The following is a 14,648-nucleotide window of genomic DNA, read 5'->3' on the forward strand; positions in this document are numbered from 1 at the left end:
CCTGTGGGCTTCTGTAGGTCATGGGCGCCAAGTTGTTATGAATTGTCCTACACGATCCAGGGAAGTCGTGAACTGTAATGGAAACAACCGTGGTGCTAGCTTGCCTGACGTTCTCGGAGGGCAGGTTTTGTCTATTAAAATGGCTGTTTCGCTCGGCGTTTTTTCACTGACTTTGGCCGGCTGCGGGACCGTCAATACGGTGCTGCGAGATGATGCCGGGGCGGCCCGTGATCTCAGGAAGCAAAAAACCTACTGCCAGTCCATTCCTCGTATCTACAGCGGTCTGGCTTATGATTTTTGTCTATTGAATGCGCCACCGGATCCCACGGGTATCCTTGTGCCATTCATATTGTTGGATTTAACCCTGTCGGGTGTCCTGGACACGGTTTCCTTGCCGTATACGATTTATCGGCAGAGTACGGATGGCAATATCAAGATCTACTGGAGGACAGGTCGCGGATGAACAAGGGCGTAGCGCTTGCGCCCAAGGTCATCTTCAGGGGGGTGATAACCTCCGGGTCATTCCGGCTATGTTTACGCTATAATCCCGCGCTTTAGTTGTTTCTCGCCCCTTGCGAGGACACACTTTTCCCAGGCACTCACCGCCTGCATGCAGACAAAAGAGGCTAAACCCCTGTGGCATTGACGATTCTTGGCCTGTCTGGCGCCCTTAGCCATGATCCTTCCGCAGCCCTGTACATCGACGGCAAGTTGGTTGCAGCGGCTGAAGAAGAGCGCTTCGTACGCGATAAACATGCAAAGAACCGCATGCCCTACGAGTCGGCGAAGTTCTGCCTTGAGCAGGCCGGTATCAAACCTTGCGACGTAGATGTGGTGGCGATTCCGTTCGCCCCGATCAGCCTGTTCGGCAAGGCGCGCTGGCAGTATGCCAAGCGTTACTGGTACGCCCCGGACCGCGCGCTTGACGCGATCCTGATGGGCAACCGCCGTTACAAGCGTTATCGCAACAAGATCGTCTGGTGCCTCGAGCAACTGGGCTTCGATCCGAAGAAAATCAAGATCGAGCCGGTCGAGCACCACTTGGCCCACGCCTCCAGCGCTTACCACTGCTCCGGTTTCAAAGAGAAAACCGCGATCCTCGGGATCGACGGCAAGGGTGAGTACGCCACGACCTTCTTCGGTTATGGCGAAAACGGCAAGATTCACAAGATCAAGGAGTTCTTCGATCCGGACTCCCTCGGCGGCCTTTACGGCGCGATCACCGAGTTCCTCGGCTTCGAGATGCTCGACGGCGAATTCAAGGTCATGGGCATGGCGCCGTACGGCGATGCCAGCAAGTACGATTTCTCGCGTCTGGCCAGTTTTGAAAACGGCGAGTTGGTGATCAATACCGAGTACGCCAACGTCATCGGCCTGCGTCGCTATAAAGAGAAGGGCAAAGGTTTCTACTTCTCACCGAAGTTGATCGAATGGCTGGGGCCGAAACGCGAAGGCGATATCGCCGACGAGCCCTACATCCACTACGCCGCGAGCATGCAAGCGCTGTTCGAGAAACTGGCGTTGCAGATGATCGACCACTACCTGGGTGACGTCCTCAAGGAAACCGGCAAGCTGGCCTTCGCTGGCGGCTGTGCGCTGAACGTCAAGTTGAACCAGAAGATCATCGCCCGTGACGACATCAAGGAGTTGTTCGTGCAACCGGCGTCCGGCGATGCCGGCACCGCGGTCGGTGCGGCGGCCTACGTTTCCCACGCGCGTGGCGTACCGGTAGAGAAGATGGAACACGTCTATCTCGGCCCGTCCTACAGCAACGAAGACGTGATCGCCGCCTGTGCCCGTCATCCGAGCAAACCAGCCTGGCGGCAGATCGACAACACCCCCGAGCGCATCGCCAGAATCATGGTCGACGGCAACCCGGTGGCGTGGTTCCAGGGTCGTATGGAGTTCGGTCCGCGAGCCTTGGGTGGTCGTTCGATCATCGGTTGCCCGAGCGCCACTGGCGTGGCTGACCGGATCAACCATCAGATCAAGTTCCGCGAGCGCTGGAGGCCTTTCTGCCCGTCGATGCTCGACACCGTGGCCCCGCAGATGATCAAGATCGATCACCCTGCGCCGTTCATGACCTTCACCTTTGAAGTGTCCGAGGAGTGGAAAACCCGCGTGCCGGAAGTTGTCCACGAAGACGGTACGTCCCGGGCCCAGGTGCTCAAGCGCGAATACAACCCGCGCTACTACGACATGATGAAAGCCCTGGAAGTACTGACCGGTAACGGTGTGTCGTTGAACACCTCGCTGAACCGTCGTGGCGAGCCGATGATTTGCTCACCGACCGATGCGCTGAACATGTTCTACGGTTCCGACCTGCAGTACTTGATCATGGAAGACATTCTGGTGGTCAAGGACGGCGTGGACGCGTATGACGCGCTCGTCTGAGCGCCAGGTTCTGCAGTTCTGTCACGGCTATGACGGGCCGTTTCTGGATTGTGCCAGACAATATGCGAGCCTGTTCGCGGGGACCGGCTATCGGGTCACTACGGTCTTTCTGACCGGCGTGGCCGATGCCGAGGTCGCGGCGGGCTGCGCATCGGATGAAGTAGTGTTCCTCGAGTACAGCTCCAAGGCCATCCGTGGGCTGAAGCTCGAAGCCATCCGCGAGTTGCGCGAGATTGCCGCGTCACGCAACTTCAGCCTGTGCATCGCTCACCGGTTCAAGCCGATCTATATCGCCTTGTTGGCCACCGACTTGCCCGTCATTGGCGTGCACCACGCCTTTGGTGATTATCAGCGCCGTAGCCGCAAGCTTTTTGCTCATCTGTTGCGCAAGCGCCTGAGCCTGCTCGGAGTCTCCGATGCGGTGCGTGACGACATGCGTCGTTGCCTGCCGACATGGCCGGCTGAACGCATCCAGACCCTTTATAACCGCATCGATATCGACGCCTTGCAGGCCAGCCAGTTGCCGGCCGAGCAGGCTCGCGAGGCGCTCGGATTGTCGCCGGGGGCATGGATTGTCGGCAACGTCGGGCGGCTGCATCCAGACAAGGACCAGGCCACGCTGTTGCGCGGTTTTGCTGCTGCGTTGCCGCGTCTGCCAGCGCCAAGCCAGCTGGTGATCATCGGAAGCGGTCGCCTGGAACCGGACCTCAAAACATTGGCCGGAAGCCTGGGAATTGCCGAGCGGGTGCTGTTTCTCGGTCAGGTGCCGCAGGCCCGACGCTATTTTCGCGCGTTCGATGTGTTTGCCCTCAGTTCCGACCACGAGCCTTTCGGCATGGTGCTGCTGGAAGCCATGGCGGCCGGCGTAGCGGTGATCTGCACGGATTGTGGGGGTGGCCGCGAAGTCGTGGCGGGGGTTGGCAAACTATTTCCCCTGGGCGACGCCGAGGCGCTCTCCAGTGCCCTGATCGAGCAGGCTGGCGAAACCGCAGAGCTTCCAGCCATTCGTGCACGCATGGAGCAGTCGCTGCGTGAGCGTTTTGCCGATGAGCCGGTCCGGCAACATTTCTGGTCGTTGCCGATGGTCACGGCTGCCTGTGCAGCGGCGACCTCGCCTGGCCAGAGCGGTAGCGCAGTCGCCAGTTGGGCCGACAAGGCCAGGGCCCTGGACCTTTACCGCTGGCGACTGCTGCGTGAACGCCATGGTTCGTTCGCCAGTGCCCTGCGCTTTGCCCGTGACGCCCTCGCTGACCTGCGCTTCGGCTGGTGTGCCCGAGCCAACGTGGCAAAGCGGATCGATGTCGAGCCCTGTGACGTTCTGCTGCTGCAATCGGCGCCTAAGGTCATCGCCCTGCAACGCAAAAAGCTGCTGATCAAGGCGTTGCGTGACCGCGGGCATTCGCTGGTGGAAACCGCACTGCCCGAGACACGGCAAGTGTGTCGGGAACACCTGCTGGCCGTTCCCCCTCAGCCAGTGCCGCTGCGTTATTTCGGCTATGCCGCGCATGCCCAATGGCTGGTGGAGCGCTATGCGCCAAAGGTACTGCTCAACGACCGCAATGGCAGCCTGTATGCGCCATTCCTGCGTCTGGCGCTGGCGGCCACGGGGCGGCCACTGGTCCATCTGGCCCATGCTTCTACCGTGGAGTCGTCGCGACGCCTGGGTATGAACGACTATGACTATTACCTGTTGTTTGGGCGCAGCTCACTGGAAGCGCTGCAGGCGCGGGTCTTGCGTTTCGGCGAGTCGACCACGGTGCTCGCCGGTTCGCACATGATCGACGATTCTTTCGACCTGCCTGCGGCTGACCCGGCATTGCGCACCGTACTGATCCTTGGCGTGGGACCGGATAAAGAAAAAGAACCAGGCTACCAGCGAACCTACGGGCTGTTGCGTGACTGGTCTGCGGCGAATCCTCAGTATCGAGTGCTGGTCAAGCGTCATCCGCGCAGTCAGGTGCCGTTCTGGCAGCAGGCGGCCGCGAGCCTTGAGCAGATTACCGTGCTGCCGGCAGAATGCTCCCTGGCGCAAGCGCTGGAGCAGGCTTCGGTGGTCATCAATATCATGTCCAACGCGGTCATCGAGGCGGGCCTGGCGGCGCGGCCGGTGGTTCATGTCAATGTCAGCGGCGAGCGCGACATCTTCTCTCAGGAGCGATTCATTGGGCCCCAGGTCGATAGCGTGGCGGGGCTGCAGCAGCGGCTGGAAGAAATTGATCTGGACTATGCCGGGCATGTCAGTCGGGCGCAGTCGTTTGCTCATTTTCATCTGGCCCATGGGTCGCACGGCCTGCACAAGACTGTTGAGGTGCTGGAAAGCCTGCTTCAAGGCTCGGTCCTGCCGGACGATGTAGAGCTGCGCAGATTGACCGGTTCCAGATAAGCATTCTGTATTACTTCAATATGCCCGGGCCGAGCGACTTCAGGCCTGAGTGAATTCCGGACGCATGATGACGAACTTTTTATTTTTCTCTCTTGCCAAACATCAGAGCCTTTACTTTCAGCGCCTGCTCGATGAAACCGAACTCGAAGGCAAGGTTGTCGTTCCAGGGCAGATGCCTTGGCCCAAGCCGTGGCAGTGGTCGCGGGTGGTTTCACGCATCGACTGGAAACACCTGATCGAAGAGAAATGCCAGGAGCGCCGGGTCAAGGGCAAGGCCGATGGCAGGTTCTACCGGATGCTGTTGCGTCTGGAGCTTGCCTGGATTGCATTGCGGGTACAGGCGCTACTCGATCGCGAGCGGGCGACTACACTGGTGATGTGGAACGGCTCGCACCGCTACTGTCAATTATTGCTGGCGCTGGCTCCGACCGACTGCAAAACCTTTTTCTTCGAGAATGGCCTGTTGCCCAATACCACGACCCTGGATGCGAAAGGCGTCAACTATCGCAACTCGGTGCCGCGAGAGGCGAGTTTCTACCTGAGCTACCAGGCGCCAGAGGCCACGGAGTCGGCGGACATCAGGCTGGTTCCACGTCAACCGCGCAACACCGGTCTGACGCCGATTGTTCTGCCGGAGCGTTTCGTCTTCATCCCCTTTCAGGATGACCGCGACACTCAGGTTCGGCTGTTTTCGCCCTGGATCAAGGATATGCGCGAGATGTTCGCGCTCGGTGAGCGTCTGGCGAAAGATACCGGCATCACCGTGGTCTTCAAGGAGCATCCATCGAGTCGCGAGTCGTACCCCGAACTTCATCAACGCACCCATGAGCGGCTGTTGTTCGCCAACGGCAATGCCACTCAGGAGTTGATTGAGTCCAGCCAGTTCGTCATCACCCTGAATTCGACAGTCGGCCTGGAAAGCCTGCTATTGGGCAAGCCAGTGCTGACCCTGGGTCAGGCGTTTTTCAATATCCCCGGCCTGGTGATGCACGCCGATTGCGCCGATGAAGCGGTGAGCCTGGTCAACGCGTTCCCCGACTGGCCGCTGGATGTTCGCCTTCGACATAATTTCCTGCGCTACATCGCTCAGGAGTACTGCATACAAGGCAGCTGGCAGAACGCCGACAAAGCTCAGTTACTCAGAGTGGCGAATCGAATGCTGGGCAAAAGCGAATGTTGATCGCATTGGAGAAACTGTCGTTGATTCGTAAAGACGTCCTGTCAATCTGGGCTGCTATCGGTCTGTTAGTGCTGCTTTGTGGGGCATGGGCGCTGCCGAGTAACAAGCTTTACCATCAACTGATCATTTTCCTGCTTTGGCTGCCTGCCTCACTGGCGCTGGTTCAGCGTGACTTTCGGCGGAGCCTGAAACAGCCCGAGTTCCTGCTATTTGCGGTTTTCGCTGTCTGGACCTTGCTGGTGGTGATGGTCGACGGTGCGGCAGGCAACGAAATCGGCAAGATCAAGGTAACGCTCTATGTGGCGCTCACCCTGGTGGGCGTGGTGCTGGCCGCGCAAAACCGCACGTGGCGGATCGAGACGCTGCTGCTTTATTCCTCGGTGGTCGGTGGTCTGTTTGCCGGTGCGTCCTGGATCTACTTCTATGGGGTGTCGGCGCAGCCGTTCAGCGGCCGGCTGATTGCGCTTGGCTTGTGGGACACCGCCATCATGGCAGCGCATGCCGTCGGTGCGTTGCTCATTCTTGGCCTGTTCATGATGCAAACCCAGCGTTTGAAGCCCTGGATGATGTTGCTGTTGCTGGTCCCGGCGACAGGCTACGCGCTGTACCTGGGATTCAGTCAGACCCGTGGCGTGTGGATCGGCCTGCTGGCCTGTCTGTTGGTGATGGTGCTGGCACGTCCATCGCGACTGGGTATTGGCCTGCTGTTGCTGACAGTGGTGGGGGCAGTGGCCATTGCCATTTTCAAAATGGAAATCCTGCTGCAGCGCGGCGTGTCGTACCGTCCGGAGTTATGGAACGGCGGTGTTCGGCTGATGCTGGATAATTGGGCGATGGGCCTGGGCTTTCACGAGTACCGTATCCTGGTTCCGCAAATCGGTCAGGAGTTCAAGCATCCGCACAATCTGTTTCTCGACATTGGTGTGCGTCTGGGCGTGCCGGGCCTGCTGCTGTTCTTGCTGCTGTGGCTGTCGGTCGGCTGGCGCGGCTGGATATCGCGAGCGATGCCGTTGGGCCAGGCGCTGCTTGCACTCTGGGTTTTTTCCGGGGTGTCGTTGCTGACGGATGGCATCGGTCTGTGGTTCAAGCCCAATGCCGACTGGCTGATCATCTGGCTGCCGATTGCCTTGAGCGCGGTGCTGGCTTGTCGGAGCGCAGCCAGTCAGGATCTGCCGCACAGTGGATCGAAGGGCGTTGCGGAGGGGGGCGGCGGAATAGCTCCCAAGTGATCTGGATAGTTTGCAGTAGCAGTCCGTCACACTTCAGATGCTGTTCTGTCAGCTGGGGCTCTTGCTCGCCTCGTCATAGGCATGCAAAAGTTCGTCCCAAGGGAAGTTATGGATATTGCGTCGTTGCAGGTAATTGCGCAGGTGTTGAAAGTTGCGCTTTACCAGCATGCTGCGTAATGGACGCTTTTTGAAACGAATATCGAGAAAGTCGATCAGGCCAAAATCCTGGTCAGGGGTGCGCAGGACATTGCCCAGGTGCAGCGAGCGGAAGTAGATACCGCGCTGATGCAGCCTGAGGATGTAACCGGCCAGCTCAGGGAGCAGGCCATCGAACTGGGCCCGTGAGCCCTTGAACAACGAGTCCAGCGCCACGCCGTCCAACGGCTGGTAAAGGCAGGCGCTGACGGCCTTTTTACGGTCGATCCAGCAGCATTCGAGGATCTGCGGCGTGTGAATGCCGCGTTCCTGCAGTTGCCGGCCTTGTTCGGCGAAGCGCTGGGCATCAGGGCGAAGGCGGGCGATCAGCGGGTGGCGTCGACTACGGAATATCTTCAACAGTTCGCCGCTGGCGAGCCGCACAACCTTGGGGCCGTGGCTGTCTTTTTCCAGCAGCTCGCCCTGGCTTAGCCAATTTTGTAATTCGTTCGCTGTTACAATCCGCATCTTGTCTCTCTTTTCAAACGTACGAGGCTCGCCGCATGGCCAATTCCGCCCAGCAATCCAGCATGAAGATCTACCTGCGATTGCTGAAATACGTACTTCCGTACTGGGGGGCTTTCGCCATCAGTATTGTGGGCTTCGTGCTGTTCGCCTCCAGTCAACCAATGCTGGCGGACATGCTCAAGCATTTTCTCGATGCCCTGCAAAAACCATCGGATACCCAATTTATGGGGGTTTCCCTGGTACTTGGCGTGCCGTTACTGATTGTACTCATTGCAGTCTATCAAGGCATAGGCTCATTTCTCGGCAACTATTACCTGGCCAAGGTCGCCCGCGGCGTGGTTCACGACCTGCGTTGTGCCTTGTTCGACAACTTGCTGACCCTGCCTAACCGCTATTTCGACAACCATAATTCGGGTCACCTGATTTCCCGGATCACCTATAACGTGACCATGGTCACGGGCGCCGCGACCGACGCGATCAAAGTGGTCATCCGCGAAGGGCTGACGGTGATCTTCCTGTTCGGCTACCTGTTGTACAGCAACTGGAAAATGACCTTGGTGCTGCTGGCGATACTGCCGGTGATTGCGATCCTGGTGAGCAGTGCCAGCAAGAAATTTCGCAAGCAGAGCAAGAAAATCCAGGTGGCAATGGGCGACGTGACCCATGTGGCCTCGGAGACCATTCAGGGCTACCGCGTGGTCCGCAGCTTCGGCGGCGAGCCTTACGAGACTCAACGTTTTCATTCGGCCAGCGCCGACAACATGAACCGCAGCCTCGGCATGACCCGTACCCAGGCGATCTACACGCCGGTTCTGCAGTTGGTGATCTACATCGGCATGGCCGTGCTGATGTATCTGGTCCTGTACCTTCGCGGCGATGCCTCTGCCGGTGAACTGATCGCCTACATCACTGCGGCCGGCCTGCTGCCGAAACCGATCCGCCAGTTGTCCGAGGTCAGCGCCACGATTCAGAAGGGCCTGGCAGGTGCCGAGAGCATTTTCGAACAGCTGGATGAGGAGCCGGAAGTCGATAAGGGCACCAAGGAGCTCGAGCAGGTCAGCGGGCGTCTGGAAGTCCGTAACCTTAGCTTCCAGTACCCAGGCACGGAAAAAGTCGTGCTCAATGATATTTCGTTCACCGCCGAGGCCGGGCAGATGGTCGCCCTGGTTGGCCGCTCGGGCAGCGGCAAGTCGACCCTGGCCAACCTGATTCCACGTTTCTATCACCATGATCAGGGGCAGATCCTGCTCGATGGGCTCGATGTCGAGGAATACAAACTGATCAACCTGCGTCGGCATATTGCCCTGGTGACCCAGCAAGTGACGCTGTTCAACGACAGCGTCACCAATAATATCGCCTATGGCGATCTGGCCGGCGCGCCGATGGAAGATGTCCGTAAGGCTGCTGAAGATGCCTACGCCGCGGAGTTCATCGAGCAAATGCCGCAGGGCTACGATACCTTGGTGGGTGAGAACGGTGTGTTGCTGTCCGGCGGCCAGCGCCAGCGTCTGGCAATTGCCCGGGCACTGCTCAAGAACGCCCCGTTGCTGATCCTCGATGAAGCCACTTCGGCACTGGACACCGAGTCCGAGCGGCACATTCAGGCCGCCCTGGACCAAGTGATGCAAGGCCGTACGACGCTGGTCATCGCCCACCGTCTGTCGACCATCGAGAAGGCCGATCTGATCCTGTTGATGGATCAGGGACGCATTGTCGAACGTGGTACTCATGCCGAACTGTTGGCGCTCAATGGCTACTACGCACGCCTGCACGAAAAGGATTTCATCGAAAGCACCGATGAGGCTATGACGGAGTCTCACGTTTGATTCTGAGTTATCTGCGTACCTGGCGAGAAAACGGTTGGACGCCTATCGATGCCACTGCCTATGCCGAGGCCTGGCATCAGTTCGGTGGCAGTGTCGCGAGCCACCCCGACGTGGTCGAGCGCCTCGCCGGGCTGGCGGGTATTCCGGTGCGCTATCTGGGCTGGTTCGTCGCCGGTGAACTGCGCGCCGCCATTCCGACCTGGGGCCGTTACCTGGCATTGTCCAAGGACGTACTCAAGCGCAATGGCAAGCGCGGCCTGTTCGACCTCGGTAATGCTGAAATCATTCTGCCCGTTGCCGACGATGCGCGGATTCGCGTGCGCCACCGTATGCGCTATGTGTCCGAGCTCAACGCCCAGACAGTTACAAACCTCGTCGAACAGCCGGAAGGCCTGGCGTTGGCACGTCTGCCTGAGGACTACAGCAAGAAGTTTCGCTACAACCAGCGTCGCGAGCAGCGTTTGCTGGAAGAGGCGGGCGGTGTCATCAGGCCCATGCTGGAGCTGACCGCCAGTGAACAGGCGACGATCTATGCTGACCTGTTCCAGCGGCGCTGGAATTTCGAGGCGCCGGGCAAGAAGCTTCTGACCGAGGTGTTCACGCAGTTGCGTGAGTTCATGACCGGCTCGCTGATCTACCTCAACGATGAGCCGGTAGCCATCCAGATTCTGTACCGGGTGGAGTCACCCAAATGGATCAGTCTGGAGTACATCAACGGCGGCGTGGATCCACAGAACCGTGAGTTCAGCCCCGGCAGCGTGCTCAGTTTCGTCAATACCCAGGCAGCGTGGGAACAGGCCCGTGCAACCGGCAAGCCGTTGCGTTACTCATTCGGCCGTGCCGATCGCGAATACAAGGATCGCTGGTGTAACCGGGTCCCGGTCTACCAGGTTTGAACGAGGTCATACAGGCATGAGCGCACGCAAGCAGCAGTTGCTCAAGCGCCACCGACAGCACAAGCGCCTGGTGTTGCTCGGGGCGTCGGTGATTCTGGTGTTGTTTGGCATTTTCGTCGCATGGTGGCCACTGCCGCTGTTCCTGCTGCTCGGCTGGGTCGCCCATGAAGCGTGGTTTGCCGACCACTTGTTCTATGCGCCAGGCGACGATTACCGTTATGACTTTGCGTCGGGCACCCCGCAGTTTCCAGTGGCGCTGCATCAAGGTTGCCTGCAAGTGACGGGCGACTTTGCCGAGGCCGAGACGCTCGTCCTGCAAGTGCGCATCAAGGCTAGCTGGCTGGGTCGATTGTTCGATCCGCAGGTATGGATCGGCGACGATCGCCAGGATCTCGAACGCGGTGTGGATGGTGAACGCTTTCTCAATCTGTCTGGACAGGGCACCGCCCTGAAAGCCGGGCAGCTGTCGCTGCGCGGGCGCTTCTGCAGTGTCGCGCAGCAGGCCACTTTGCATGCCCTGAGTAACCCTGATTATGGCCAACAACGGCTGCTGATTATCGCTCCCCATGCCGATGACGCCGAGCTGGCCGCGTTTGGTCTGTATAGCCGGGCCGCCGAAGTCTCGATCATCACCCTGACCCAGGGCGAGATCGAAGCCGAGAACTATCGAAACCTGGGCCTGGATGCGGCGCAGGCTGCGCGTCTCAAGGGCCGTCTGCGCAGTTGGGACAGCCTGGCGGTGCCGCTCTGGGGCGGTGTGCCACAACACCATTGCGTGCAACTGGGCTATTACTGCCTGCAACTGAGCGCAATGGCCCAACAGCCAGAACAAGGTTTTGCTTCGCGAGAGTCGGGAGAAAGCGACATCCGTGGGGTGCGTCGCAACAATCCGCTGAAGCTGCCCGGCGATCTCGATGGCCAGCCGCACTGGCGCAATCTGGTGGCCGATCTGGCTCGCTCGCTAGAGCATTTCCGTCCCGAGGTGGTGGTGACTCCACACCCGGAGCTGGACCCACACAGTGATCATGTCGCCAGCACGCGTGCCTTGCTCGAAGCAATCGAAATCAGCGCCTGGCGGCCGCGTACGCTGCTGCTCTACGCCAATCACCTGCACGATAACGACCGCTGGCCGATGGGGCCGGCGGATTATGGGATTGCCTTGCCTCCGACCATTGAACCGTTGCCGGCCGATGCGTTGTGGAGTCCGTCACTTGGCGCCGAGACCCGGTTGGACAAGGCCATGGCGCTGGGCATGCAGCATGACCTGCAAGGTCGCCCACCCTTGAAGAAACGCTTGCGCCGGTTGATTCAGCGCATATTGGCTGGCCGTCGTTGGCCGGCCACCGGGGAAGACGAGTTTTTCCGCAAGGCGGTGCGCCGACACGAGCTGTTCTGGGTGCGCCCCCTGGATCGTCCTGTAAATGATGGCCGCCGCTGAGCCGTTTGCTCGCGTTCGGTCGCCTTCTTTCGCTATGTTATTATCCGCGACGCTTTTTTCGCCTCTGGAGTTTCCATGAAGTTGTCCATGCCACGATTCGATCAGGCCCCTGTCCTGGTGGTCGGCGATGTCATGCTCGACCGTTACTGGCATGGTGGTACCTCACGGATTTCCCCTGAGGCACCGGTGCCGGTGGTCAAGGTCGAACAGATCGAGGACCGCCCGGGCGGTGCCGCCAACGTTGCCTTGAACATCGCTGCGCTTGGCGCGCCCGCGTCGCTGGTCGGGGTGACCGGGGATGACGAGGCCGCCGACAGCCTGGCTAACAGCCTGCGTGGCGCAGGCGTGCGAGCGCTGTTCCAGCGCATTGCGCACCAGCCGACCATCGTCAAGCTGCGGGTCATGAGTCGTCACCAGCAACTGCTGCGGATTGACTTCGAAGAACCCTTTGCCACCGATGCGCTGGCATTGGCCGGTGAGGTCGACAGCCTGCTCGAAGGCATCAAAGTGCTGGTGCTGTCCGACTATGGCAAAGGTGCGTTGAAAAACCATCAGGTGCTGATCCAGGCTGCTCGCGCGCGTGGCATTCCGGTGCTGGCGGATCCGAAAGGCAAGGACTTTTCGATCTACCGCGGTGCGAGTGTGATCACGCCCAACCTCAGTGAGTTCGAGACCATTGTCGGCGGTTGCGCCGATGAGCATGAGCTGGTGACCAAGGGTGCCCAGCTGATGCACGACCTCGAACTGGGGGCCTTGCTGGTAACCCGTGGCGAACACGGCATGACCCTGTTGCGCCCCGATCACCCGGCGCTGCATTTGCCCGCTCGGGCTCGCGAAGTATTTGATGTGACCGGTGCCGGCGACACGGTGATTTCCACTCTGGCAGCAGCGATTGCCGCCGGTGAGGAATTGCCCCATGCCGTGGCCCTGGCCAACCTGGCCGCGGGCATTGTGGTCGGCAAGCTCGGTACGGCGGCGATCAGCGCGCCTGAACTGCGTCGCGCGATCCAGCGCGAGGAAGGTTCGGAACGTGGAGTGCTGAGTCTCGATCAGTTGTTACTGGCGATCGACGATGCCCGTGCACACAAAGAGAAAATCGTCTTCACCAACGGTTGCTTCGACATTCTGCATGCCGGGCACGTGACCTACCTGGAGCAAGCTCGGGCGCAAGGCGATCGCTTGATCGTTGCGGTCAATGACGATGCCTCGGTCAGCCGCCTGAAGGGGCCGGGTCGACCGATCAACAGCGTCGACCGCCGCATGGCGGTATTGGCCGGTCTGGGCGCGGTGGATTGGGTGATCAGTTTCCCTGAAGGCACGCCGGAAAACCTGCTGACCCAGGTCAAGCCGGATGTGCTGGTCAAGGGTGGTGATTACGGTATCGATCAGGTGGTCGGTGCCGATATCGTCAGCGCCTATGGCGGCAAGGTGAAAGTGCTGGGGCTGGTCGAGAACAGCTCGACCACGGCGATTGTGGAAAAGATCCGTAATCATTAAATGAGGGGGGCACCACGGCTGACGTGGTGCACCGAAAAGATCGCAGCCTGCGGCAGCTCCTACAGGATTTGTGTACACCCGTTAATTCCGGTTGTACGCGATTTAATGTAGGAGCTGCCGCAGGCTGCGATCTTTTGCGTTTAGCGCGCCACGCTTCTGGGCACGATCTTCTTCAACAACTGTCGCGCCTTGCCGGTCAGGCGTTTGAAGCTTGAGTCCTTGTCCGGTTGGCTCAAGCCCTGCTGCTTGAGCCAGTCCTTCCAGCGAATCCGCTCATCGCGTACCAGCCAGCCTTCCTGCCTGGCAAAGCTTTCCGCCAGATACAGGCCGCGGGTACTGGCCGGGTGGAGCTGATCCTTTTTCAAGATATAGAGCTCGGCCTGGGGCTGACCATCCTCAAGTGGCATCAGGTACAGGTCTGGCCGTTTGCGGTCCAGCCGAGCCACCAGTTGGTCTCCTTCCAGACGCTCATCGACGTGGAACAGGCTGAGGGACTTGGCCTCTTTCGGCACATCCAGGCGCAGATCGTAGATCAGCTGCAGCGAAGCTGTGGGCAGGTGCACGTAGGCTCTGGGGCGTTCGATCAGTTGCATCCTCGCGCAACGCACCGGCCGTGCCGAACCGGACAGCGGGGTCAGGCGAAAAGGCAGGGCTTCGCGATAATGCAGCGCCGTCGAATAAGGCGCGGGCAACCAGGTGTCGTTGAAGCGCCCACCGAGCCAGCCCTCCGGGGTTTCCAGCAGGCATTCTTCGGCAATCTCCTGAATCGCGGTATGCAGCGGCAGGTTCAGTTCGTGGGCCGGCACATAACCGGAGATCAACTTGAGCACCACGTCGCCACGGTCCTGACGCCGCTGGCGAACCAGCACCCAGTAATCGCGGTTCTGCCAATGCAGGGTCAGGCGAACCGACACCCCCAGGTTGGCCAGTTCGAGTGAGAAACGCTCGGTGTCGGCGATCGTCACCGGACGACGACGCTGCAGGGTTTGCGAAAAATTCAGCGGCATCCCGACGCTCTGATAGTTCAGGCCTTCGGGAGTCGCTTCGACGAATAACGGCAGTGTCTTGAAGTTGCTTGGATTCTTTCTTATAAGCGTTCGCGGCATGTCGGCTCCTTCTTGCGTCGGGGTCGGCCGCGTCGG

Annotated in this window: 10 protein-coding genes and 1 pseudogene; 9 read left to right on the top strand and 2 right to left on the bottom strand. The window is 59.7% G+C overall.

Features of this window, described 5'->3' with window-relative positions:
- Positions 1 to 127 precede the first annotated feature (127 nt).
- The 5 genes and pseudogenes from F8N85_RS07435 (at position 128) to F8N85_RS07455 (ending at position 7,186) form a co-directional block, all read left to right on the top strand.
- Entirely contained in the window at positions 128 to 463 is a 336-nt protein-coding gene (locus tag F8N85_RS07435) for a YceK/YidQ family lipoprotein (protein WP_150803146.1), read from the top strand.
- A gap of 173 nt (positions 464 to 636) precedes the next feature.
- Positions 637 to 2,394: a carbamoyltransferase gene (locus F8N85_RS07440; RefSeq protein ID WP_150803009.1), complete on the top strand. Its 1,758-nt coding sequence runs from the start codon at positions 637 to 639 to the stop codon at positions 2,392 to 2,394.
- Positions 2,378 to 3,484, top strand: a pseudogene (locus tag F8N85_RS34520) (glycosyltransferase); the annotation flags it as partial. The gene F8N85_RS07440 and the pseudogene F8N85_RS34520, both read left to right, overlap by 17 nt.
- Before the next feature lie 1,360 nt (positions 3,485 to 4,844).
- Positions 4,845 to 5,957, top strand: coding sequence for a capsular biosynthesis protein (locus tag F8N85_RS07450; RefSeq protein WP_150803010.1), 1,113 nt, complete (start codon positions 4,845 to 4,847; stop codon positions 5,955 to 5,957).
- On the top strand, positions 5,951 to 7,186 hold the full coding sequence (locus tag F8N85_RS07455; RefSeq protein WP_150803011.1) for an O-antigen ligase family protein: 1,236 nt from the start codon (positions 5,951 to 5,953) through the stop codon (positions 7,184 to 7,186). Before F8N85_RS07450 ends, F8N85_RS07455 begins: the two co-directional genes overlap by 7 nt.
- Positions 7,187 to 7,234: 48 nt before the next feature.
- Here F8N85_RS07455 and F8N85_RS07460 read toward each other — a convergent pair whose 3' ends face one another.
- Positions 7,235 to 7,849 (bottom strand): toluene tolerance protein, encoded by a 615-nt coding sequence (locus F8N85_RS07460; RefSeq protein WP_150803012.1) that lies wholly within the window; start codon positions 7,847 to 7,849, stop codon positions 7,235 to 7,237.
- 35 nt (positions 7,850 to 7,884) lie between these two features.
- On the opposite strand from F8N85_RS07460, the gene msbA reads away from it, so the two are divergent.
- From msbA to hldE, 4 genes are all read left to right on the top strand, one after another.
- Positions 7,885 to 9,675 carry a lipid A export permease/ATP-binding protein MsbA gene (gene msbA / locus F8N85_RS07465; RefSeq protein ID WP_150803013.1) on the top strand — a complete coding sequence of 597 codons (1,791 nt, stop codon included), beginning with the start codon at positions 7,885 to 7,887 and terminating at the stop codon, positions 9,673 to 9,675.
- Positions 9,675 to 10,571, top strand: a complete 897-nt coding sequence (locus F8N85_RS07470) for a GNAT family N-acetyltransferase (RefSeq protein ID WP_150803148.1) — start codon at positions 9,675 to 9,677, stop codon at positions 10,569 to 10,571. The genes msbA and F8N85_RS07470 overlap by 1 nt, the downstream gene beginning before the upstream one ends.
- A 16-nt stretch (positions 10,572 to 10,587) precedes the next feature.
- Positions 10,588 to 12,009 carry a PIG-L deacetylase family protein gene (locus F8N85_RS07475; protein WP_150803014.1) on the top strand — a complete coding sequence of 474 codons (1,422 nt, stop codon included), beginning with the start codon at positions 10,588 to 10,590 and terminating at the stop codon, positions 12,007 to 12,009.
- 75 nt (positions 12,010 to 12,084) lie between these two features.
- Positions 12,085 to 13,506: a bifunctional D-glycero-beta-D-manno-heptose-7-phosphate kinase/D-glycero-beta-D-manno-heptose 1-phosphate adenylyltransferase HldE gene (hldE, locus tag F8N85_RS07480; RefSeq protein ID WP_150803015.1), complete on the top strand. Its 1,422-nt coding sequence runs from the start codon at positions 12,085 to 12,087 to the stop codon at positions 13,504 to 13,506.
- A gap of 140 nt (positions 13,507 to 13,646) precedes the next feature.
- On the opposite strand, the gene F8N85_RS07485 is transcribed toward hldE, so the two are convergent.
- A complete protein-coding gene (locus tag F8N85_RS07485) occupies positions 13,647 to 14,612 on the bottom strand; it encodes a metal ABC transporter ATPase (protein ID WP_150803016.1) in 966 nt (321 codons plus the stop codon).
- Positions 14,613 to 14,648 lie beyond the last annotated feature (36 nt).

It is taken from the genome of Pseudomonas fluorescens (assembly GCF_902497875.1).
GTDB lineage: Bacteria > Pseudomonadota > Gammaproteobacteria > Pseudomonadales > Pseudomonadaceae > Aquipseudomonas > Aquipseudomonas fluorescens_BR.

Excerpts from the sequence above, each read along its gene's own strand:
- F8N85_RS07455 (WP_150803011.1), top strand. The coding sequence starts at position 5,951 with ATGTTGATCGCATTGGAGAAACTGTCGTTGATTCGTAAAGACGTCCTG.
- F8N85_RS07460 (WP_150803012.1), bottom strand. The coding sequence starts at position 7,849 with ATGCGGATTGTAACAGCGAACGAATTACAAAATTGGCTAAGCCAGGGC.
- hldE (WP_150803015.1), top strand. The coding sequence starts at position 12,085 with ATGAAGTTGTCCATGCCACGATTCGATCAGGCCCCTGTCCTGGTGGTC.
- F8N85_RS07475 (WP_150803014.1), top strand. The coding sequence starts at position 10,588 with ATGAGCGCACGCAAGCAGCAGTTGCTCAAGCGCCACCGACAGCACAAG.
- F8N85_RS07485 (WP_150803016.1), bottom strand. The coding sequence starts at position 14,612 with ATGCCGCGAACGCTTATAAGAAAGAATCCAAGCAACTTCAAGACACTG.
- F8N85_RS07450 (WP_150803010.1), top strand. The coding sequence starts at position 4,845 with ATGACGAACTTTTTATTTTTCTCTCTTGCCAAACATCAGAGCCTTTAC.
- msbA (WP_150803013.1), top strand. The coding sequence starts at position 7,885 with ATGGCCAATTCCGCCCAGCAATCCAGCATGAAGATCTACCTGCGATTG.